At 62.9% G+C, this 21,527-nt stretch carries 19 protein-coding genes; 9 read left to right on the top strand and 10 right to left on the bottom strand.

Annotation, left to right across the window (positions count from 1 at the left end; all coding sequences use genetic code 11):
• Nucleotides 1-5: 5 nt before the first annotated feature.
• The 4 genes from ACFT1A_RS00165 to ACFT1A_RS00180 all read right to left on the bottom strand — a co-directional run bounded on the left by ACFT1A_RS00165 (nt 6) and on the right by ACFT1A_RS00180 (nt 2,941).
• On the bottom strand, nt 6-962 hold the full coding sequence (locus ACFT1A_RS00165) for an alpha/beta fold hydrolase (RefSeq protein WP_378445203.1): 957 nt from the start codon (nt 960-962) through the stop codon (nt 6-8).
• A gap of 1 nt (nt 963) precedes the next feature.
• Nucleotides 964-1,338, bottom strand: a complete 375-nt coding sequence (locus ACFT1A_RS00170) for a nuclear transport factor 2 family protein (RefSeq protein WP_276117230.1) — start codon at nt 1,336-1,338, stop codon at nt 964-966.
• A gap of 65 nt (nt 1,339-1,403) precedes the next feature.
• Nucleotides 1,404-2,084, bottom strand: a complete 681-nt coding sequence (locus ACFT1A_RS00175; protein ID WP_378445206.1) for a hypothetical protein — start codon at nt 2,082-2,084, stop codon at nt 1,404-1,406.
• A 545-nt stretch (nt 2,085-2,629) separates the two neighbouring features.
• Nucleotides 2,630-2,941, bottom strand: a complete 312-nt coding sequence (locus ACFT1A_RS00180; protein WP_378445208.1) for a hypothetical protein — start codon at nt 2,939-2,941, stop codon at nt 2,630-2,632.
• A gap of 261 nt (nt 2,942-3,202) precedes the next feature.
• Between ACFT1A_RS00180 and ACFT1A_RS00185 the strand changes: the two genes are divergently transcribed.
• Entirely contained in the window at nt 3,203-4,024 is an 822-nt protein-coding gene (locus ACFT1A_RS00185; RefSeq protein ID WP_378445210.1) for an HAD family hydrolase, read from the top strand.
• 268 nt (nt 4,025-4,292) lie between these two features.
• Here ACFT1A_RS00185 and ACFT1A_RS00190 read toward each other — a convergent pair whose 3' ends face one another.
• Nucleotides 4,293-5,798, bottom strand: coding sequence for an MFS transporter (locus tag ACFT1A_RS00190; protein ID WP_378445212.1), 1,506 nt, complete (start codon nt 5,796-5,798; stop codon nt 4,293-4,295).
• Nucleotides 5,799-6,222: 424 nt separating this feature from the next.
• Nucleotides 6,223-9,069 (bottom strand): leucine--tRNA ligase, encoded by a 2,847-nt coding sequence (gene leuS, locus ACFT1A_RS00195; protein ID WP_378445214.1) that lies wholly within the window; start codon nt 9,067-9,069, stop codon nt 6,223-6,225.
• A gap of 101 nt (nt 9,070-9,170) precedes the next feature.
• On the opposite strand from leuS, the gene ACFT1A_RS00200 reads away from it, so the two are divergent.
• Both ACFT1A_RS00200 and ACFT1A_RS00205 read left to right on the top strand, forming a co-directional pair.
• Nucleotides 9,171-9,665, top strand: coding sequence for an SdpI family protein (locus ACFT1A_RS00200; RefSeq protein WP_378445217.1), 495 nt, complete (start codon nt 9,171-9,173; stop codon nt 9,663-9,665).
• Nucleotides 9,666-9,670: 5 nt separating this feature from the next.
• A complete protein-coding gene (locus ACFT1A_RS00205; protein WP_378445219.1) occupies nt 9,671-10,630 on the top strand; it encodes a DUF1648 domain-containing protein in 960 nt (319 codons plus the stop codon).
• On the opposite strand, the gene ACFT1A_RS00210 is transcribed toward ACFT1A_RS00205, so the two are convergent.
• Nucleotides 10,599-11,294 carry a FadR/GntR family transcriptional regulator gene (locus tag ACFT1A_RS00210; RefSeq protein WP_378445221.1) on the bottom strand — a complete coding sequence of 232 codons (696 nt, stop codon included), beginning with the start codon at nt 11,292-11,294 and terminating at the stop codon, nt 10,599-10,601. The genes ACFT1A_RS00205 and ACFT1A_RS00210 overlap by 32 nt on opposite strands.
• 162 nt (nt 11,295-11,456) lie before the next feature.
• Here ACFT1A_RS00210 and ACFT1A_RS00215 point away from each other — a divergent pair, with 162 nt between their 5' ends.
• Nucleotides 11,457-12,626 carry an MFS transporter gene (locus tag ACFT1A_RS00215; protein WP_378445224.1) on the top strand — a complete coding sequence of 390 codons (1,170 nt, stop codon included), beginning with the start codon at nt 11,457-11,459 and terminating at the stop codon, nt 12,624-12,626.
• Nucleotides 12,627-12,630: 4 nt separating this feature from the next.
• Nucleotides 12,631-13,611 (top strand): bile acid:sodium symporter family protein, encoded by a 981-nt coding sequence (locus ACFT1A_RS00220; RefSeq protein ID WP_172932922.1) that lies wholly within the window; start codon nt 12,631-12,633, stop codon nt 13,609-13,611.
• Between the two features lie 266 nt (nt 13,612-13,877).
• Here ACFT1A_RS00220 and ACFT1A_RS00225 read toward each other — a convergent pair whose 3' ends face one another.
• Both ACFT1A_RS00225 and ACFT1A_RS00230 read right to left on the bottom strand, forming a co-directional pair.
• Entirely contained in the window at nt 13,878-14,483 is a 606-nt protein-coding gene (locus tag ACFT1A_RS00225; RefSeq protein WP_378445226.1) for a YqgE/AlgH family protein, read from the bottom strand.
• A 54-nt stretch (nt 14,484-14,537) separates the two neighbouring features.
• On the bottom strand, nt 14,538-15,233 hold the full coding sequence (locus tag ACFT1A_RS00230) for a TetR/AcrR family transcriptional regulator (RefSeq protein ID WP_378445228.1): 696 nt from the start codon (nt 15,231-15,233) through the stop codon (nt 14,538-14,540).
• Nucleotides 15,234-15,367: 134 nt separating this feature from the next.
• Between ACFT1A_RS00230 and ACFT1A_RS00235 the strand changes: the two genes are divergently transcribed.
• From ACFT1A_RS00235 to ACFT1A_RS00250, 4 genes are read left to right on the top strand one after another with little or no spacing between them, the layout of a single operon-like run.
• Entirely contained in the window at nt 15,368-16,309 is a 942-nt protein-coding gene (locus tag ACFT1A_RS00235) for an NAD-dependent epimerase/dehydratase family protein (RefSeq protein WP_378445230.1), read from the top strand.
• A gap of 54 nt (nt 16,310-16,363) precedes the next feature.
• On the top strand, nt 16,364-16,987 hold the full coding sequence (locus ACFT1A_RS00240; RefSeq protein ID WP_378445232.1) for a TetR/AcrR family transcriptional regulator: 624 nt from the start codon (nt 16,364-16,366) through the stop codon (nt 16,985-16,987).
• On the top strand, nt 16,971-18,608 hold the full coding sequence (locus ACFT1A_RS00245; protein ID WP_378445234.1) for an acyl-CoA dehydrogenase family protein: 1,638 nt from the start codon (nt 16,971-16,973) through the stop codon (nt 18,606-18,608). The genes ACFT1A_RS00240 and ACFT1A_RS00245 overlap by 17 nt, the downstream gene beginning before the upstream one ends.
• A gap of 23 nt (nt 18,609-18,631) precedes the next feature.
• The gene (locus ACFT1A_RS00250; RefSeq protein ID WP_378445236.1) at nt 18,632-19,939 is read left to right on the top strand and encodes an MFS transporter; all 1,308 of its coding nucleotides are present in this window, start codon (nt 18,632-18,634) and stop codon (nt 19,937-19,939) included.
• On the opposite strand, the gene ACFT1A_RS00255 is transcribed toward ACFT1A_RS00250, so the two are convergent.
• Nucleotides 19,923-21,374, bottom strand: a complete 1,452-nt coding sequence (locus tag ACFT1A_RS00255; RefSeq protein ID WP_378445238.1) for a CCA tRNA nucleotidyltransferase — start codon at nt 21,372-21,374, stop codon at nt 19,923-19,925. The two genes, ACFT1A_RS00250 and ACFT1A_RS00255, sit on opposite strands and share 17 nt — an antisense overlap.
• Nucleotides 21,375-21,527: the final 153 nt, after the last annotated feature.

Below are 21,527 nucleotides of genomic sequence, written 5' to 3' on the forward strand. Positions count from 1 at the left end.
TTCGCCTAGAGAGCCCGAAGGAAAGAGATCAAAAGTTCATTGACCTCGCCGGCGCGTTCCTGTTGTACGAAGTGCCCCGCACCGCCGAGGAGATGTACACCCCGCAGGTCGGGGACGGTGTCCTTCATCCGGTCCAATGCCTTGGGGCCACTCATCGCGATGACCGGGTCCTCGGCACCCGCGACGAAGAGCGTCGGGACCTTGACGTGCGCGCCGTCCAGATCCGCACTGCGTTCCCAATTGGCGTCGTACGCTCGGTACCAGTTCAACCCTCCGGTGAAACCTGTTGCAGCAAAGCTTTTTACATAAACGTCCAGGTCGTCCTCGGTGAGCCACGACCAGGGCAGCGCAGGCGCCTCGGGAAGTACGTCGAGATAGCCGTTTCCTTCGGACGGGTTCTTCCAGACGTCGAGGTACCGGTAAGCCCCGGACAAAGCGTGAAAGAGTCGCTGAAGGAATTCACGTGGGCGGGCGTCGAGTTCGCGCTCCGCGACACCCGGTTCCTGGAAATAGTGAATGTGCAGAAAGTGCTTGCGCGCCAATGCGGCGTAGATCGTCGAGGGCTTGGCCGGGAACCTGTCCGGCGCATACGGGACTGCCAACGAGACCAGTCCCGCAACACGATCCGGGTGGCGCAGAGCGGTGGTCCACGCGACCGGAGCGCCGAAATCGTGACCGACGAACACCGCCTTGTCGATTCCGAGAGCGTCGAGCAGGCCGATCAGCCGGTTCGCGACCGCGTCGTTGGTGTAGTCGTCGACGGCCTCCGGGCGGGCGGTGCCGCCGTACCCGGGCATGTCGAGTGCAATCGCTCGAAAACCCGCTTCCGCCAACGCTGTCGACTGATGCCGATAGCTGTACCCGAGGCCGGGAAAGCCGTGACACATAACCACGGCTGTCCCAGAACCGGAATCGTCAATCTGCCAACGGAATCCGTCGACATCAATCGTCTTCACCGTCATGTCAGGAGGTGATCATGTCTTCCTGGTTCCAGAATGCGCGCATCGACAGGATCTTGCCGTCGTCGTCGAAGGTCATGACGTCGATGGGTGCGATGGTCAGAGTCTGCTCGCCGAGCTTGGTGATCAGCGAGAAGTGGAATGCCGCTTCGTTTCCGGCAATGCGGAGGGTCTGAAGGTGAGCTTCCTGGTCGAAGTTCTCGATCACGGAGTAGAACTCGAGAATGGACTCGCGGGTGGTGCGCACGTCGGTGCCCACCGGATCTTCGACTGTTGCACCCTCGGCATACAGGGCCACAACCTGGGCGGCAGTGCCCGTGGCAACTGTCTCGATGTAGGCGTCGACGGTCTTGCGGATTACCTCTGCGGACGGTGCCATGGTCTACCCCTCGTAGTTAGAACAGGTTCTAATTCTGAGGATAGCCTACGTCCCTGATCCACGGGTCAGGTTTCGAGCACCTTGCGCAGCCGGGCCTTCTTCCGGTTCTCCCGCACGATCCAGACGACATCTGCGTCGTCCGATGCCTCCAGGGAGACGAACGCCGGCACCGCATTCTCCGGATCCGCTGCGACCGCGACGCTCCAGCAGTATCCGAGCGCCTGCCGGAGAGTCCGTGTGTCGGCGTCACGACGGGCATCAGCTGGTTGCGAGACGATCCACTCGGTAGCGTCTCGGCACACCTGAACGGCCAGCGCAGCGTTGGCCTTGTCCTTGAGCAACCTCGGCTCGCAGATCCCGGCAGCGGCCGCGCGCAGCGTCAATGGATGCGTGGAGCGTGCCCACTTCTCGATGATCGCCCGCACCAGCTCCGGATCCGCGTCACCAACCGCTTGAACAGCCATCGCGGCAGCTTCACGTGCTCGCCACGAAGCACTGGTGGTTGCCTCCGTCAGACTGTTCAGGACAGCCTTGTCGCGTGAACGAACAAGGATGAACCCGAGCCCGACGATCCCACAGCAGCGGATGTATTCGTCCTCGGACTCCACCGCCAGCAGGATGTCGTCGTCATCGGCGCCGCGCGCGAACTCGAGCATGAGCGCGAGGTTCGCGCGCGGGCCGGGCAGTCCTGAACGCTCCGTCAGGTAACTCCACAGTTCATCGCCGTCCAGATCCGCGAACGTCATGGGAGTCCTTTCGTCGGTACGCCCAATCCTGTCATCGCGGATTTACACGCGCAGCCTTTCCGATCAGTGAGCAGGTAGGAGGGACGTATCGTGCGCCGCGCCCGGGCCGGCGTCAACGAAAGCGGCACTCGTCGCACGAGCTTTGCAGGACGGGGTCATCAGCATCGACGACCTCTGAACCCAGAAGACCGAATTGATCGGAGCCCGCGGGATGGGCGCTCTCGCATCCGATGGTTATGTCGCGGAAACACCGACCGGCAGCGCATGCTGTGGGAGCAAGTTCGCACGGCAAAGGGCAGTGGTCGGGAGCCGAACCGAGCTGTCGAGATTTCGGCTTATGAGCCGAATCCGGCGCTACCGACGACCCGGACGCTCCGGTAGTTGGTGGTTTCGTGGTCGGTGGCGCGGTGGGTGCAATTGTGGGAACTGTTGGTGTGAATCGATTTTCGTCGAAGTCTCGTTCTGTGATGGTGAGCATTTGTTCTGCTGTGCCCGGGGCCGTTCGACTCAGCGTGACGGGAACACTGTAGTTCGGGCCGACGCCGTCAGCCGGTGACACCACTATGTGGTGCCCCGGCGGGCAGGCGCTCCGGCAGAACGACATTGAGTGCGGCGATGCCATCGTCATGGGTCGTGGCGGTTCCGAGATAGACCGGATCGGAATGGGTGTGGAAGTTCAGCGTTTTGTTCTTGCCATTGATTTTCACCACGATCGAGGTCGCGAGATCAGGTGCAGCCATGCAGCGAGCAATGCAGACCCTGGCTGAACCAGAACAGTCAGAACGTGCGGCCAGCACAGTCGAGTTCGCCCAGCGCGCAAAGGTATCGCGGTCCGCGAGTGACGAATCCTTGCTCACACGACTAGAACTCGCACACCAGAAGATTCGTGATCTAACACAAGAGAACCGTGAACAGCGAAATCGAATCGCACACACTCTGGCGACCTGCGCACCGTACGCCTCGGCATGCGGATCGATGAAAATCACAAATCCCATTGACCTTCCCACCGGTACTCTGATCGGGATCCTATTGCTTGAGGTAGAAGCACCGGTTCGAGTAGGTTGCACTTTGAACCGACCTACAAACGGGCAGGCGGTGAATCTATCGAAGGATGATCCTTGGTTTTCGAGTTGGGTCACCCGACGATGGTGGCCCTGGACATTGACGGCACCCTGCACTGCGCGGAGGACACGAATCCGCTGGCGCACGAAACCATCAGTGTCGCTGTGCGGGCCGCCGTGCGAGCCGTCGTCCTATCCGGCGCCCATGTGGTGCTGTGCACCGGAAGACTTGCCCCGGCGACACGGCCTTTCCTGCGCGAACTCAACATCATTGCGGGTTTCGCGATCTGTTCCAACGGAGCGGTACTGATCGATGCCACGACTGGAAAAGTAGTTGAGCAAGCCTTATTCGATTTGCGTGATCCGATCGCTGTACTGCGCGAACAACTGCCTGGTGCGATCTTCGTGTCGGAGAACCCGGGCGTCGGGGTCAGAGCGACAGGATTCGTAGACGACGCGGATATGCATCACGGTGAGGTCGAGCTGGTCGGTATCGACGAACTCGCGACCATGTCGACCACCCGGCTGGCCGTCCACTGGCCTGGACACAGTGGGCAGGCGCTGACCGAAATTTTGACCGGTGTCGACCTTCCAGGCATTCGAAGTCTCTGCTACGAAGACGAACCGTTAGCAGATTTGACAGCCGCCGGGGTGAGTAAGGCTGCGATGTTGGAACGGCTGCGTATCGAGCTGGGCGTAGCCGCGACGGAGACCCTGGCCGTCGGCGACGGCATCAACGATTTGGAAATGCTGGACTGGGCAGCTCATGGCGTGGCAATGGGGCACGCACCCGCTTCCGTGCTTGCCGCAGCAGACCAGATTTGCCCCCCGGGGACAGAAGATGGCCTTGCCACCGCATTGTCGGGATGGTTTCGATAGTCGAATAAACGACTCTGATTCCGAACCGCTGAACGGGCTGCGGACCATAATCTGCGGGCAAACAGGCACGTCGGCGACACTTTCCACGACAGGAACCGCGCGCGAACTCGAGCATGAGCCCAAGGTTCGCGCGCGGGCCGGGCAGTCCTGAATGCTCCTTCAGGTAACTCCACAGTTCATCGCCGTCCAGATCCGCGAACGTCATGGGAGTCCTTTCGTCGGTACACCCAATCCTGTCATCGCGGATTTACACGCGCAGCCTTTCCGATCAGTGAGCTGGTAGGAGGGACGTCTCCTGCGCCGCGCCGTCTTCTGCGCCGATCTGGACGATGTTTCGCGGCAGGAATACGGCTGCGATCGCACCGAGAACTGCTGCAGCAGCACCGATCAGGAACGCGATGCGCATGCCCTCGTCGGTGTAGAACACAGCGCCCTCCATCGCCATCGCGATGTGCGAATTCAAGACCGTGAAGGCGATGACAGGAAGCACTGCGGGGAAGATGCTCTGGAAGACCGCAACCATGCTCGCCGTGGTTGCCTGCAACTGCGGCGGCACTGCTTCGATGAGCAGGTTCGGGATGGAGGCGTAGCCCATACCCATACCGACACCGAAGATTCCGGCAAAGATGATGAGCAGCGGCTTGTTGTCGTGAATGGTGGCCGTCAAGGTGAATCCGACTGCCATGAGGATCATTCCGGTGATCATCAGCAGACGCGGTCGGATGTTGCGTCCCACGAGGAAGCCCACAATCAAGCCACCGACCACCACCATGCCGCCAAGCGGTGCCTGGAAGATCGCGAATCCCTCTGCCGTGACGCCGAATCCGTATCCCAGGCCGAGAACTGCTGGGGTCATCACCATCATCGGCAGCAAAATCGTGAAGACTCCCGACGCGCCGTAGCAGAATCCGGCACCGACGGCGGTGAGCATCACCGAACGCTTGCCGAAGTAGCGCAGGTCGATCAAGGGCTCGCGGATGGCTCTGGCAGAGGCAACCCAAGCCACCAACAGTGCGACGCCGCCGATCAGGTAGGCCAGTGTCGAGCCGTTCTTCCAGCCCCACGTCGGTCCGAAGCTTACGCCGATCAGAATTCCGGCGATGCCCGATCCGAGCAGCACCGCACCGACCAGGTCCAGCGAAGAGCGCAGTCGCACAGCTGATTCCGCCGTCGAAGCGAAGATCATGCCGCCGAGGAGAACCAGCCCGATGACGAAGAACCAGAAGATGCTCCGGAAACCGTGATTATCGATCAGCCAACCGGTCAGGAACGGCGCCGGGATTGCGATCAAACCCATACCGGAAGTCGCGATACTGACGGCCAAGGCAACAGTTTTCGGCGGAAAAACATCTCGAATGAGGGAGTAACTCAGGAACAGGCAGGGAACGAGCAGACCCGTCAGCGACCGGCCCAGAATCAGGATCGCGTAGCTCGGCGCTATCGCCGAAATGAAGGATCCGACCGCTGCGCCGGCGACGGCAAAGAGCAGGACTTTTCGTTTGCCGTACATGTCGGCGAGCTTGCCGAGCAGAGGAGACGCGACCGCGCCCAGCAGCAGGAACGAGGTGAGCAGCCAGGCTCCCTGCGTCGTTTGATAGTGCACCGAGATGGCAGGGAGAGCAGTGGAGATCATCATGTAGCTCACTGCGAGCATCTCGAGAAGTAGAACAATCGACGCCAGGGAGAACACCAGTCGCGGAGTCCACCGCTCGGGTATCGATGTCGGTTCGGGCAAGCTGGGAGACGAACCGTCGCTGTGGACATGAGACGCCATGGCTGGAAGATCCTTTCGGGACACCTACGAATTCGATTGACCCCCTGTCGAATACCGTCGACGGGGGCCTTGCCGGGAAGTGCAATGGAACGACAGCTACCGATCTCGGTAACGTGTTACCTGCATCACAGCCCTCGCTTCGAACGCGCGCTACGGAATGTTCCGCGGAGCGGGACATTCAGGACAACGACTGATTGGGGTCACGAACTCGAACTCGACCATGGATTATGAGCAACGGCAACGATTTTCGGTTCGAACTTGAACGTGGAGCCATTCCTACCTTCGAAATACCGACCACCCAGTACTTGACGATCCCGCCTTTGAGGTTCTCCCTCGGTGTCAACGTCGGGAATCATCCCCAGATACGACTGTGCGCCGTTTCGGTAGCGGTAACTACCAAAACGGCGCACAGGGGCCGAAGGCCCTACAGAACTATGTTCACCATCTTGCCCGGCACAACGATCACCTTGCGCGGTGCGTTGCCCTCGAGCAGAGCGACGATCTTCTCGTCCGCCAGCGCGATCTCCTCGACAGCCTTGCGATCGGCATCCGCCGGGACGCTGATGCGGCTACGAACCTTGCCGTTGACCTGGATCGGGTACTCGACGGTGTCTTCTACGAGCCACTTCTCCTCGACTGCCGGGAAGGGTCCGTGCGCAAGGGATTCCGTGTGACCCAGACGCGACCACAGCTCTTCCGCGAGGTGCGGCGCCAGGGGAGCGAGCATCAGCACCAACGGTTCGACAGCAGCACGCGGCGCACCGCCCGGGAACGCCTTGGTGAGGTGGTTGTTGTACTCGATCAGCTTCGCGGCCGCCGTGTTGTCGCGCAGGGCCGTGTAATCCTCGATGACACCGGAAATCGCCTTGTTGAGCGCACGCAGAGTCTCTTCACCGGGTGCTTCGTCGGTGACACGGGGCTTGCCGGTCTCCTCGTCGATGACGACGCGCCACACGCGCTGCAGGAATCGCGCAGCACCGACGACGTCCTTGGTCGCCCACGGACGCGAGGTGTCCAGCGGACCCATCGACATCTCGTACACACGCAGGGTGTCTGCACCGAACTCGGCGCAGATCTCGTCCGGCGCAACGGCATTCTTCAGGCTCTTGCCCATCTTGCCGTACTCGCGGTTGACCTCGGCGCCCTCGTAGAAGAACTTGCCGTCACGCTCGACGACCTCTTCTGCGGGCACGTAGACGCCACGGGCATCGGTGTACGCGAATGCCTGGATGTAGCCCTGGTTGTACAGGCGGCGGTACGGCTCGCTCGAGGACACGTAGCCCAGGTCGAACAGAACCTTGTGCCAAAAGCGCGAGTACAACAGGTGCAGTACCGCATGCTCGACGCCACCGACGTACAGGTCGACTCCACCGGGATCGTTGGGGCCGTGCAGTTCCGGACGCGGGCCCGTCCAGTACGCCTCGTTCTGCGGGTCGCAGAAGGCGTCCTGGTTGGTGGGGTCGATGTAGCGCAGCTGGTACCACGAGCTGCCAGCCCACTGCGGCATGACGTTGGTGTCGCGGTGGTACGTCTGCAGTCCGTCGCCGAGATCGAGCTCGACGTTGACCCACTCGGTCGCCTTGTTCAGCGGGGGAGAGGGCTCGGAGTTGGCGTCGTCCGGATCGAAGGACACCGGCGCGTAGTCCTCGACCTCCGGAAGTACCACGGGCAGAGCCGAATCCGGCAGAGCGTGCGCGTTGCCGTCCGCGTCGTAGACGATCGGGAAAGGCTCGCCCCAGTAACGCTGGCGCGCGAAGAGCCAGTCGCGCAGCTTGTACTGGATGGTGCCCTTGCCCTGGCCGCTCTCCTCGAGGCGGCTGATGACGGTCGCCTTGGCCTCGGCCACGTCCAGACCGTCGAGGTAGTCGGAGTTCACCAGCGGGCCGTCACCGGAGTACGCAGCCTCCGAAACATCGCCACCGGCAATAACTTCGAGAATGTCCAGACCGAACGCGTTCGCGAACTCCCAGTCACGGTGATCATGTCCCGGAACTGCCATGATCGCGCCGGTTCCGTAGCCCGTCAGAACGTAATCGGCGATGAAGATCGGAACCTTGTGTCCGTTAACCGGATTGACCGCGTAGGAACCGAGGAAGACGCCCGTCTTCTCCTTGTTTTCCTGGCGCTCCAGGTCGGTCTTGGCGGCAATCGACTTACGGTATGCAGCAACAGCTTCCGCCGGAGTCGTGGCACCGCCAGTCCAGCGCGCGTCGACACCTTCGGGCCACTCGTCCGCGACGAGCTTGTCCACCAAGTCGTGCTCAGGAGCCAGCGTCACGTAGGTGGCGCCGAACAGCGTGTCCGGACGGGTAGTGAACACATCGACGCCGTACTCGCCTGCAGCAAAGGTAACTTCGGCGCCGTAGGAGCGTCCGATCCAGTTGCGCTGCATGGCCTTGACCTTGTCCGGCCAATCGAGGTACTCGAGGTCGTCGACCAGGCGGTCGGAGTACGCGGTGATGCGCATCATCCACTGCTGGAGGTGCTTACGGAAGACAGGGAAGTTTCCGCGGTCACTACGACCGTCGGCGGTGACTTCCTCGTTGGCCAGCACCGTACCCAAACCGGGGCACCAGTTGACCATCGAATCCGACTGGTAGACAAGGCGGTACGAGTCCAGAACCTTGGCCTTCGCGGCCACGTCCAACGAAGCCCACTCGCGTCCGTCTTCCAGAGCGCGCTCACCGGAATCGAACTCGGCTTCCAACTCGGAGATACGACGCGCCTTGCCGGCTTCCTTGTCGTACCAGGCGCCATGGATCTGCAGGAAGATCCACTGCGTCCAGTGGTAGAAGTCGACATCCGTCGTCGCGAGGCTACGACGCTCGTCGTGGCCCAGACCCAGGCGTCGCAACTGGCGCTTCATGTTGGCGATGTTGGACTCGGTGGTGGTCCGCGGGTGGGTACCCGTCTGCACCGCGTACTGCTCGGCCGGGAGCCCGAAGGCGTCGTAGCCGAGGGTGTGCAGGACATTGCGGCCCTGCATGCGATGGAAGCGCGCGAAGACGTCCGTAGCGATGTATCCGAGCGGGTGACCGACGTGCAGGCCCGAACCCGAGGGGTACGGGAACATGTCCTGAACGAAGAGCTTGTCGGCGGGAACACCGTCGGGCGAGGAGAGCGGACCGACCGGATTGGGCGCGTTGAACGTGCCGTCCTCACTCCAGCGGTCCTGCCAGTGCTGCTCGATCTGGCCGGCGAGCTCCGCGGTGTAGCGGTGCTGCGGAGTTGCGTCGGCTGGTGAATCGGGGGACTGCGGAGACTCGGTCACTGTGGTCGCTATCTACTTGGCTGACGGAAATACCGATAACCAGGGTAGAGCCTGCGCGACCCGGGCATACCATCAACTCCACCCGCGCCTATCCTGTATGGGTGATCGTTGTCGCTGTGGTGCTATTCGTGCTCGCTGTCGCCGTCGGTGGAGTTGGTGTCGCCGGTCTGATCGGCAAACTCCCGCGCAACCGCTGGGCCGGTGTCCGCACCGAGGATTCCCTGCGGAGCGAGGAGTCGTTCGCCCTCGCCAACAAGGTGGCCGGTCCGACCATGCTCGCGGCCGCTGGAATGTTGGTCATCGGCGGAGTCGCAGCACTGACCATCGGCGGAGTCTTCGGCATTGCCGTCGCGATCATCGCCGTCGTCGTCGCCGTCCTCACTGCCGGTTTCGGTGGAGGCATCGGCGCCCGCGCAGCCGCCGCACTCCCGCAGCAGAGCGGATGCGGTAACGACTGCAACTGCGGCGGCCACTCCGCGCCGGCCGCAGACGAGCCGGTGGCAGAGACCCCCGAGGTCAAGGCGAACGCTGCCGCTTGCGGTACCGCTTCCTGCGGTGCCTGCGCGCTCAAGGATGCTTGCCAGCCGGCTCATTGATTCACGTGAAACATCGCGTGATCGACCCGGCCGGGGTCGTATTCGGGCTAGTGGTTCCGCTGCTGTGTGCGGTCTTCGGCTTCGTCCTGACCAAGATTTGGGAGCCTCGCCTCCCGGAACAGATCGCAACTCACTGGACCACCACCTCGCCGGACGGCTTCTCCACCCCGTCGGCCAACGCATGGACGATTGCACTTCTGACCCTGCTTTTCGGTGGCGGTCTCAGCGCGATTGCCGCTCTTGCACCCGCGATGTTGATGATGCGCCGCTTCATGTTGGTCGTCGGGCTGAGCGTGGTCGGGCTCATCACGACAGTGAACTTCGCATTGCTCTACAACCAACTCGATGTCGCCGATCCGTCCACGACGTCACTCCCGCTGTGGTCTATCGGTGTCGGCTTTGGCGTGGGCGGGGTGCTGGGGTGGATCGGAGCCTCGTTCCTGCGTGACTACCGCGTCCGCGCGGTTGCCGCAACCAAACCCTCGGCTGGGTTGCCGCGAAGCAGCGGCGCTCTTCCCATCTCCGACGACGTCGGATTCAGCGCCAAGGGGTCGGTGATCCTCACGGCGATCACTCTGTCGCCCGGGGTTGTCATGGCACTGGGGACACGGTCACTCTGGCCGCTGTTCATCTTCGGGGCACTCGGCCTGCTCGTAGTCAGCCTGGTTCGCTTCCGGGTGATCGTCGACGACCGGGAGATCCGGGTGATCAACATGGGGATGGCTGCGATGACCTACGACATCGACGAAGTTGTCGGCGCCGACGTCGCGGAGATCAAACCGTTCGCGGACTTCGGCGGCTGGGGACTCAAGGCCAAGGGTCGTCGCAACTACGGCGTCGTCACCCGCACCGGACCCGCGGTGGTCATCACGTTCGCCGGTGGCGACCGACTCACGATCACGACGCCGAAGGCCGAAGACATCGCCGGGTCCCTCAACCGATTGGCCGACGCCCGGTCTCGGTAACCGCCGAGCCCGAACCGATCGCTTCCTGAGTCTTCTCGAGATACCCGCATGCCGCCGCCCTGGCTTTGGTGACATCGCGTTCGGCAATTGCTTCGGCAACTCCCTGATGATGCGAGGACGTCAGCGACGGCGGATGAACGCCTTCGGTCACCTCGTACGTGGCGCGGACGGTTTCGAGGATTCCGGCAAACAGATCTTTCAGCACGGGATTGTGGGCGGCATCGACGACGGCAATGTGAAACGCGAGATCGACGTCGACGAAGTTCTCGGCCGGGACGTCACGCTTGGCGGCCAGCTCACGAAGTATCCGGACGTCGTCGTCGCTGCGACGCTCGCACGCCAAGCGGACTGCCTCCATCTCGAGCGCACGACGCACTTCGAAGACGTATTTCATCTCGTCGACGGACGCATGCTTGCCGAGCAGTCCGCCGATGTCGGTCCGTGCCCGCACGAAGGTCCCTGATCCGCGACGGATCTCCAGGACTCCCGTCGAGGTCAATGTCTTGATCGCTTCGCGCACGGTGTTCCGGCCGACGCCGAGAACACTCATCAGCTCCGGCTCGGTGGGAACACGGTTGCCGACGGTCCAGGCGCCGTCGGAGATCTGCGCGCGCATCCAGTCGAGGGATTGCTCGTACGCGGACTCCTTGCGAACAACGGTCATCTACTCATCCTCACAGCATTCGCGGCGATCATTCCACTCACCTACGATACGTAGGACGACCCATGTATTTTCGAACTCTGTCTTCAGGAGGGGCTTCCCACGTCCGCCACAGCTGTCGCCACCGAAGAACGCACACGCCGCACCAATCGACACTTCTACGGCGTGGGCTACGTCCTCACCGTGATCCTCTTGGGCGCGAACATGCCCACCTCCGTCTACGGGCTGTACCGGACCGAGTTCGGATTCGCGCCCACCATCCAGACGCTCATCTACGGCGTCTACGTCGCCGGCCTCGTTCCGGCGTTGCTGTTCTTCGGACCGCTGTCCGACGCGCTCGGCCGGCGGACCGTGCTCCTTACTGCACTCGCACTGAGCGTCGTCGGCACGCTCGTTCTGGCCTTCGCCGACGCGACGGTGTGGTTGTTCGTAGGCCGTGTCGCTCAGGGAATCGCGGTGGGCGCGGCCAGTGCCGCAGGCAGTGCCGCGCTGGTGGAGCAGGAACCGAAGTTCGATCACCGACGGGCCGCGCTCGTCTCGACGGTGACCGGCGCGTTGGGCGGTGCACTCGGACCACTCGTGTCCGGTGCGATCGCCCAGTATCTTCCGCAACCTCTGCGATTGCCGTATCTGATCTTCCTCGTCGCGTTCATCCCGGCACTGACCGTGTTGCTGCTACTGCCGCGGATCGGGGACATCACACGCCCGAAGCGGTTCTTCCAGATGCCACATGTTCCCGCCGCCATCCGAGAGACATTCTGGCTGAGCTCGCTCGCCGTCGCGCTGTCGTGGGGCGCAGTCGGGCTCTTCCAGTCGGTGGTCCCGTCATGGATGACCGACCTGCTGAACATCGACAACCTTCTACTCGGCGGTGGGGCGGCTGCGCTGGTGATGATCTGTTCGGTGATCGCGCAACTCGGCGGAAGTCGCATGGACCCGCGCACGTCCGTCACCGTCGGCCTGGGAATCCTCGCCCTCGGAATGATCGGGTTGCTCGTGGTCGACCTCGTCCCGAGCCTGGCACTGCTGAGCGTCATCACCGTCGTGGTCGGTGCCGGACACGGTCTGGCCTTTGCCGGCGGAATGAAGCGCGTCAACGCGGCCGCCCGAACCCACGCCCGCGAGAGCCACGGCGGAGTTCTGGCCGCGTTCTTCACCGTCAGCTACGCGGGACTGGCGATCCCGTCGATCATCGCGGGTATCGCCATCACGATCCAGGGAATGCAGACGGCCATCATCGAGCTGTCGATCATCGGAACGCTGCTGTGCCTGGCCGTGATGGGCTTCAACCTTCGTGGGGCTCGAGAGCCCGCCCGAGCACGCCGTTATCCTTAGCCAGGTGAAGTTTCTCAGCAGGTTCTACATCGACGGGTTCATCCTCGGCATCATCATCGCCGGCGTGCTCGGAAGTGTGTTCCCGGTATCGGGTACCGCGGAGAGCATTCTGAACTGGGCCACCAAGATCGCCATCGGCTTCCTGTTCCTGCTCTACGGCGCGCGACTCTCGCCGCAGGAGGCGTGGAAGGGCGTCAAGCACTGGCGACTGCACACCGTCGTCCTCGCGGCGACGTTCGTGCTGTTCCCACTGATCGGCCTAGCACTGCGATTCCTGTCGCCGACCCTGATCAGCGACGAGCTCTACACCGGCATCCTCTACATGTGCCTGGTTCCGTCGACGGTTCAGTCTTCGATCGCGTTCACCTCGATCGCCAAGGGGAACGTCGCGGGCGCGATCGTCAGTGCGTCGTTCTCCAACCTGATCGGCGTCTTCATCACACCACTGCTGGTGGTTCTGCTGATGAACACCACAGGCCAGGCGACAGTCGACTTCTCGTCGATCCTCGACATCGTCGTGCAGTTGCTGATCCCGTTCATCGTCGGTCAGCTGATCCGCCCGCTGGTGATCGGATGGCTGCAGAAGTACGCCGAACCCACCAAGTACGTCGATCGCGGATCGATCCTCCTCGTTGTCTTCGCCGCCTTCAGCGAAAGCATGAAAGAGGGAATCTGGAGCACCATCACGATCTGGCAGATCGTGATCCTCACAATCGTGTGCTGCCTGATTCTCGCGCTGGTTCTCGGCGTGACCACTCTCGCGGGGCGCAAGCTCGGGTTCGATCTTCCCGATCAGATCGTCATCATCTTCTGCGGCTCGAAGAAGTCCTTGGCGACGGGCCTACCGATGGCAGCTGTGCTGTTCGCGGGCCAGCCCGTCGGCCTGATCGTGTTGCCGCTGATGATCTTCCATCAAATCCAACTGATCGTCTGTGCTGCGATGGCGCAACGCTTCGCGAATCGGGATCCGGTCAGCGTCAGCTAGCGAGCAACTCGTCTCGGGTCGCATCGACACAGCCACAACCACCCTGCAGTTGAGCACAATCGATGGACAACGCATGGCGGACCGATGCCAAGTCGACGCAGTTCACGCCGGTGCATTCGAGTGATCCGTCGGCATGTCGCAGCAAAGAATCGTGGCAGTGATCGACATCCGAAACACAGTCCGCGCACTGGATCTGACGCTCAACGATCATTACTGCCACCTCTCTCGAAAACGATGACACAGGAATATCATCGACCTCCGACAGGTCAGTTCCGTTCAACCTCGATGGGGTGGCTGGCCAGCATCGCTACGGGGAGCGGTTGGCGTCGCAACACCCGCGCCCAGAGGTCGACACGTGGCGGCGTCAGTACATCCGAAGGCAGTGAGCTGATCACCATCCAGTCCTCACGCTCGAGCTCCGAATCAAGCTGCCCCAGAGTCCAACCCGAGTAACCGGCAAAAATGCGGATCCCTTCGACCAGCGGAGCGATGACCGCTGGGTCCGAGTCAAGGTCCACCATGACAACTTTGCCGTCCACCCGCCGCAGGCCGGCGACGCCGTCGATCCGTGCACCGTTACGAGCGATGCCCAGGCACAGCGCCGAGTCACGCTTGACGGGGCCACCGATGTACAGCGCCGAAGGATGCGCGGTCAGCGGCGACCACTGCGGCAGCACGTTCTGCACGGCCGTCTCACTCGGCCGATTGACGACGACGCCCAAACTCCCGGCGTCGTTGTGCTCGATCATGTAGATGACGGTGCGGCGAAATGCAGGTTCCGTGAGATCGGTCGACGACACCAACAAACTGCCCGGACGAACCTCCGGTTCTATCCAGGCCATTCGATCCTCGGGTTCTTCTGCGTGCGCCACAAAGACATCATCTCACCGACGACTGCATGCAGTGGAACGCAGACACAGGCGTGTTCAGGTCAGACCCGCCACATCGGCAAGTAGTGCCAGATGCCGCTCGAAAATCTCACCCGCGTCGGTGAACGTGTCGCTTCCGTACTGCCCGAAAACCTCGAAGTTCACCGAACCGAACAGCGATACCCAGACGAGAGTTGCGCGCACTGCGGCATCCGGCGGCAAGTCGGTGCCCAGTTCTTTCCGCACTCCCTCGAGGTCCGTTGCCAGCGTGACGCTCAGATCCGGGCCCTCTCGCACCGTCAGTGCGCCCGCTCGGTGGGCACCGTCGATGATCCCGATCAGCCGGGTCACAACGAGGGTGCCAGGGCCGGTGGTCTGTTCGCCCGGGGCGTCGTAGCCGGGGACAGGGCTGCCGAACAACAGACCGTAGCGGGCCGGTTCCCGGATCGCCCAGCTCCGGACAGCGCGCCCGAGAGCCATGAACCGCCCGCGGAAGTCTTCTGCTGCAACGGCATCCACGGCAGCGTCTACCTCCGCGCCCAGTTCTGTGTACCCGTCCACCACCAGCAAGGTCAGCAGTTCGTCGCGACTGGCGACATAGCGGTACACCGCTGATGACACGACTCCCAGATCACGTGCGACGGCCCGCAGGGACAAGGCTGCAGCGCCGACGGCAGCGAGATGCTCGCGCCCGATCCGGGTGATGTCCTGCAGCGTCTGTTCGCGCGCCCGCTCGCGGGGAGTTCCAACCATGAGTCCATCTTGCCTCATTCCCGAGAGCAGTATCAACAAAAGAGAGCACTGCTCTTGACAGCACTGGAGCGCGGGTGCATACTTGAAAACGAGAGCAGTGCTCTCAGTTCACCTGAAACGAGAAGGAGCACATCATGTCGAACCTCGAAATCGTCACCGGAGCAGGACCCGTCGGATCAGCCGTCGCGCTACAGCTCGCCGAGCAGGGAATCAACGTCCGCATCCTGACCAGGTCCGGCAGCGGGCCCGAACACCCGCTCATCGATCGTCGACGCGTCGACGTCTCGGATTCCGAGGCCCTGCGCGCCGTCAGCGAAGGCGCCTCGGCGATCTACCACTGCATCCACGCCGCCTACAACGCAGCCGATTGGGAGAGGGAACTCCCGGCGGCCGAGAAGGTTGTGCTCGACGCGGCCGCATCCATCGGTGCCGTCGTTGTCTTTCCCGAAAGCCTCTACGCCTACAACTCCGACACCCTGATGACCGAATCCGACCCGCGCAACGCCACTGGCGGCAAGCGCGGAGTGCGCACCGCACTGCTGCGTGCTCGCGAGGCCTCGGCAACACCCACCGTCAGCGTCGCGGCCTCGGACTTCTTCGGTCCTCGTGTCCGGACCGCTCACGCCGGCGAGCGCATGGTTCCGAAGGTCATGGCAGGTAAGAAGATTCGAGTCATCGGTTCCGCAGATCAGCCGCACTCCTTCACCTACATTCCCGATCTCGCAGCAGCCATGATCGCGGCAGCACACAACCCCGAACTCTGGAACTCCGTCCTCCACGCACCCACCGGTCCCGCGCTCACCCAACGCAAGATCGCCGAGGCCTTCGCCCGCGCCGCCGGGGCGTCCCCCGCCAAGGTGGGCGTCCTGCCCGCCTGGGTGCTCGACGCCGTCGGCAAGATCAACACCGACAGCCGTGAACTCGCGGAGATGAACTACCAGTTCACCAAGCCGTTCGTCATGGACTCGAGCGCCAGCGAAGTGCTGCTCGGACTCTCGCCGACGCCGCTCGATCAGGCTGCCGAAGAGACCGTCGCGTGGTGGCGCGCGGAACAGGCTCGCACCGTAGCTGCCTGAACCTGCAGGTGGGCGCTCTTGACGCAAGAACGGAACGGGTGTTCACTTCTTGACATGGCCTATCGCCGCACTCCGGCAGTACAGGAAAGATTGGACGCCCAACGCGCCCGACTGCTCGAGGCCGCCACGACGGCAGTGGCAACCCACGGTTATGCGGGGTGTTCCATCGCTACGGTGGCCAAAAACGCCGGCGTCGGCACCGGGACGCTGTATCGACACTTCGACGGCAAGGGTGGACTGTTTGCCGAAGTGTTCCAATCAGTCTGCAGCCGTGAGGTATCTGCGGCCCGCGACGCCGGAGACAGCGCCCGAAGCCTGGCAGGCAATCACCGCTCCGCGGTATCGGCGTCGGTTCGCACTTTCGCCGAACGTGCCATGCGTGCACCGGTTCTCGCCTATGCACTGCTGGTGGAACCAGTCGATCCTCTCGTCGACGAACAGCGGTTGATGTTTCGCGAATCGTTCCGCGATTGCCTGGCCACCGCAATTCGCTCAGCAGTCGAATCCGGTGAGATACCGCCACAGGACGCCACTCTGACGGCAGCGTGCATCGTCGGGGCAATCGGTGAGGCCCTGATCCTTCCACTGCGCGGCGGCACCACCGATCCCGCTGCGATCGACGCCATTCTCGCCTTCACCCTCCGATCGTTAGGGAGCTTCGATGACACCCACGCATGAAGTCACCAATCAGGTTCCGCCCCTCATCGATTACGACGCAGCCGAATACGCGCCGATCCTCGAGGCACTACACCGCGAAGGAGCATCGGACGCACTCGAGGGGGTTCATCGCGTCGGGATCCGCGCCGGCAGTGCTCAGGCCCAGGAGTGGGGCGATCTGGCCGAGGAGCACCCACCCGTATTGAGAACCCACGACCGCTACGGCAACCGTATCGACGAGGTCCGCTACGACCCCGCCTATCACCAACTCATGAGCACCGCAGTGGAATTGGGACTGCACGGCGCTCCGTGGGTTGACCCGAATCCACACGCACACCTCGTCCGCGCCGCGAAGATGGCCGTGTGGGGTCAAACCGACGCCGGTCACGGCTGTCCCATCTCCATGACGTACGCCGTGATCCCCGCGCTGCGGCACAACGCGGATCTGGCCGCGCAGTACGAACCCCTCCTGACCACGCGGCACTACGATTCGGCGCTGAAAGCTCCCCTCACTAAGCCCGGATTGATCGCCGGTATGTCGATGACCGAGAAGCAGGGCGGTTCGGATGTTCGTGCCGGAACCACAAGGGCAGTGCCACAATCCGACGGCAGCTACCTGCTGACGGGTCACAAGTGGTTCACCTCCGCGCCGATGTCGGACGTGTTCCTCGTCCTCGCCCAGGCACCGGGTGGTCTGTCGTGCTTCTTCCTGCCTCGGGTCCTGCCGGACGGCTCGCTCAACAACATGTACCTGCAGCGTCTGAAGGACAAGTTGGGCAATCATTCCAACGCGAGTAGTGAGGTCGAGTACCGCGACGCTCTCGCATGGATGGTCGGCGAAGAAGGCCGGGGCGTGCGCACCATCATCGAGATGGTCAACATGACCAGGCTGGACTGCACGATCGGCACGGCCACCGGCATGCGCGTCGGCACCCAGCAGGCAGTTCACCACGCGAATCATCGAAGTGCGTTCGGCGCCAACTTGATCGACCAACCTTTGATGCGCAACGTTCTGGCAGATCTGGCGGTGGAATCGGAAGCGTCCACCACGGTCGCGATGTGGCTGGCTGCTCTGACCGACCGCGCAACGGCAGGCGATACCCACGCCACCGCATTACGACGCATTTCGTTGGCCGTGAGCAAGTACTTCGTCTGCAAGCGCGGACCGATCCACGCCGCCGAAGCACTCGAGTGTCTGGGCGGAAACGGATACGTCGAGGAATCCCGGATGCCGCGCCTCTATCGCGAGGCTCCGCTGCTCTCGGTGTGGGAAGGATCGGGCAACGTCGCGGCGCTCGACACACTGCGGGCGATGGCGAAGCAACCTGAAACGCTGCAGGTGTTCTTCGACGAACTGAAACAAGCGAGTGGAGTGGACAGTCACTTCGATCAGGCAGTGCGGGACCTCGAGGCGGCATTCGGCGATTTCGACGACATCGAATACCGGGCGCGAAAGATCGTCGGTGACATGGCACTCGCACTGCAAGCCTCGCTGCTGCTCCGTTACGGGCACCCTGCGGTGGCCGACGCGTTCTGCGCGAGTCGGCTCGGAAGTAGCTGGGGGAGCGTGTTCGGAACGCTGCCGCGGGGCGTCGACGTCGCGCCGATCCTGGAGCGGGCCACCGTCAAGATCGGCGCCTGACCCACCCACTACAGTGACCGCTTATGAACCGAGCCTCGAACCGCCGCGAGGCCTGGCAGCGCGTACTGCACACCCTGCGTGAATCACCCGGCCTCGGAAGGCTGGCGCTGGTCCGCTTTTCCAGCCAGTTCGGCGACGGAATGTTCCAGGCCGCGCTCGGTGGCGCAATTCTCTTCAACCCGGAACGCGAAACCGATCCGGTGGCGATAGCGGCCGGCTTTGCCGTACTGCTCCTTCCCTATTCGGTGATCGGGCCCTTTGCCGGAGCTCTGCTGGATCGCTGGGACCGCCGACTGGTGCTCCTGTGGGCGAGCGTGCTCCGCGGGCTCTTCATCCTGACCACCGCGGTGCTGCTGGTTGCCGGTGGTGGCGACACACTTTTGTTGACGTGCGCACTGGCTGCCATCGGAGTCAGCCGCTTTGTCGGGGCAGGCGTATCTGCAGCCCTACCGAAGGTCGTCCGACAATCGTGGCTGGTGGCCACCAATTCCGTTCTCACAACGGCTGGTTCGGTGGTGGCCGCCCTGGGCGCTTCGGCAGCGGTGGCGATCATCGGTGTGATCGGCGCGGGCGATCGAGCGTCAGGCGCAGCTGTGGCCGTCGCAGCACTGGGATCGGTGATCGCTGCCCTCGCCGCGGCCAGGTTCACCGCCCGCTCACTTGGTCCGGTGGCCGACGAAGTGGTCCGTGCCAGCGCCGTTCGTTCGGTAACAGCCGGACTGCGAACCGGTGCAACCGCAGTCTGGGAGGCGCCCGGCGTCACCACGGCAATGATCGGAATCGGAGCGCACCGCATCTGCTTCGGCATCAACACCCTCATCATGGTGCTGGTCCTACGCGACACCTCGAACGGCTCCCAATTGCCTGGAGGGATGGCCGGATTCGGCGTCGCAGTCGGCGCAACGGCAATCGGAATGCTGATCGCGGCATTGATCACACCGTTCCTGATCCCGCGGATCGGCCGCTCACGGACGATCACCTACGCCCTGGCGTGCGCGGTTCTCGTCCAGCTCGTCTTCGTGACCACCCTGACTCAGGGATCGCTGCTGATCGCTGCGTTCCTGCTCGGCATCGCCGGGCAGTCCGTGAAACTCAGCGGCGACGCGGCCATGCAGATCGACATCGACGACGACCGTCGTGGCCAGGTATTCGCCTTGCAGGACACCGTGTTCAACGTCGCGTTCATCGGTGCGATCGCGGCAGCGTCGACGGTGATCGCACCCGACGGCAAGAGCGTCGGCCTGGCCATTGCCGGTGCCGGCGTCTATGCCGCGGGCTTGTCAGCGGTGCTGATCAACCGCAAGAAACGAGAAACTACCCCTGCTGGGTAGCCCACCACTTCAGCAGTTCGGCTTCGGCCTCGTCACGATCGAGCGGGCCGCGATCCAGACGCAGTTCCTTGAGGAACGTCCATGCCTTGCCCACCTGCGGGCCCGCCGGGATGTTCAGCAGTTCCATGATGGCGTTACCGTCGAGGTCCGGACGCACCCGAGCAAGGTCTTCCTGCTCCGCGATGCGCCCGATCCGCTCTTCGATGTCGTCGTACGTGGCCTGCAACTGCGCGGCGCGGCGCTTGTTACGCGTGGTGCAGTCCGCCCGGACGAGCTTGTGCAGCCGGGGGAGCAGCTCGCCCGCGTCGGTGACGTACCGCCGCACAGCCGAGTCGGTCCACTGCCCCTTGCCGTAGCCGTGAAAACGCAAGTGCAGGAACACGAGCTGCGAAACGTCGTCGACCATCTGCTTCGAGAACTTCAAGGCACGCATGCGCTTGCGCACCAGCTTGGCACCGACCACCTCGTGGTGGTGGAAGCTGACGCCACCGCCTGGCTCGTTGCGCTTGGTATCCGGCTTTCCGATGTCGTGAAGCAGTGCGGCCCAACGCAATACGAGGTCCGGGTCGCCTTCTTCGAGATCGATCGCCTGCTGGAGCACCGTGAGGGAGTGCTGGTAGACGTCCTTGTGCTGGTGATGCTCGTCGATCTCGAGCTTCATCTGCGGAACCTCCGGCAGCACGTACGCGGCCAGCCCGGAGTCGACCATCATGTTGATGCCGTCCACCGGGTACATGCCCAGCATCAGTTTGTTCAGCTCCACCTGCACGCGCTCGGCGGTGATTCGCTCGATCTGCGACGCCATCTCCTTGATGGCCTCGAAAACGCGATTGTTCAACGTGAAACCAAGCTGCGAGACGAACCGGGCTGCGCGCAGCATCCGCAACGGATCGTCGTTGAACGAGTTTTCCGGCGCCGACGGCGTATCGAGCTCTCCGGCCAGCAGAGCGTCCATGCCGTTCAGTGGATCGACAAAAGTGTAGGAACCGTCCGCGCCGATCTTCATGGCCATCGCGTTGACGGTGAAATCGCGGCGCACCAGATCGTCGGCCAACGTCGTGCCGTACTCGACTATCGGGTTACGCGAGACACGGTCGTAAGCGTCGGCCCGGAAGGTCGTGATCTCGATCTCCTGGCCGTGCTTGATGGCGCTGATGGTCCCGAACTCGATGCCGGTGTCCCACTGCTTGTCCACCCAGCCCTTGAGCAGAGCCTGCACCTTCTCCGGCCTGGCGTCCGTCGTGAAGTCCAGATCACCACTGAAGCGGCCGAGAATCGCGTCGCGAACACTGCCACCCACCAGGAACAGCTCGTGACCGGCCGCAGCAAAACGCTCACCGAGCGGGTTCAACACGTCGGACAACGTGCCGAGCGTTGCAGTGGCGTCGGCAAGCAGTCGTAGGCGGCGATCAGCGTCGGAGGTAGGGACAGTCACGTGAAAGGAGCTTACTTAAGGTGCGCAAATAGCAGAACGCGCATACGAACGCGATAGACCGCTTTGCGCGGGTTACCGGGCAACGCTGCAAGGCCAACTAGTATCGATGAGGTGTCTGGTGCCGAACGAACAAACAGGAGTCGCCGCAACCCG

Source organism: Rhodococcus sp. NPDC057135 (assembly GCF_042670865.1).
Classification (GTDB): domain Bacteria; phylum Actinomycetota; class Actinomycetes; order Mycobacteriales; family Mycobacteriaceae; genus Rhodococcus_F.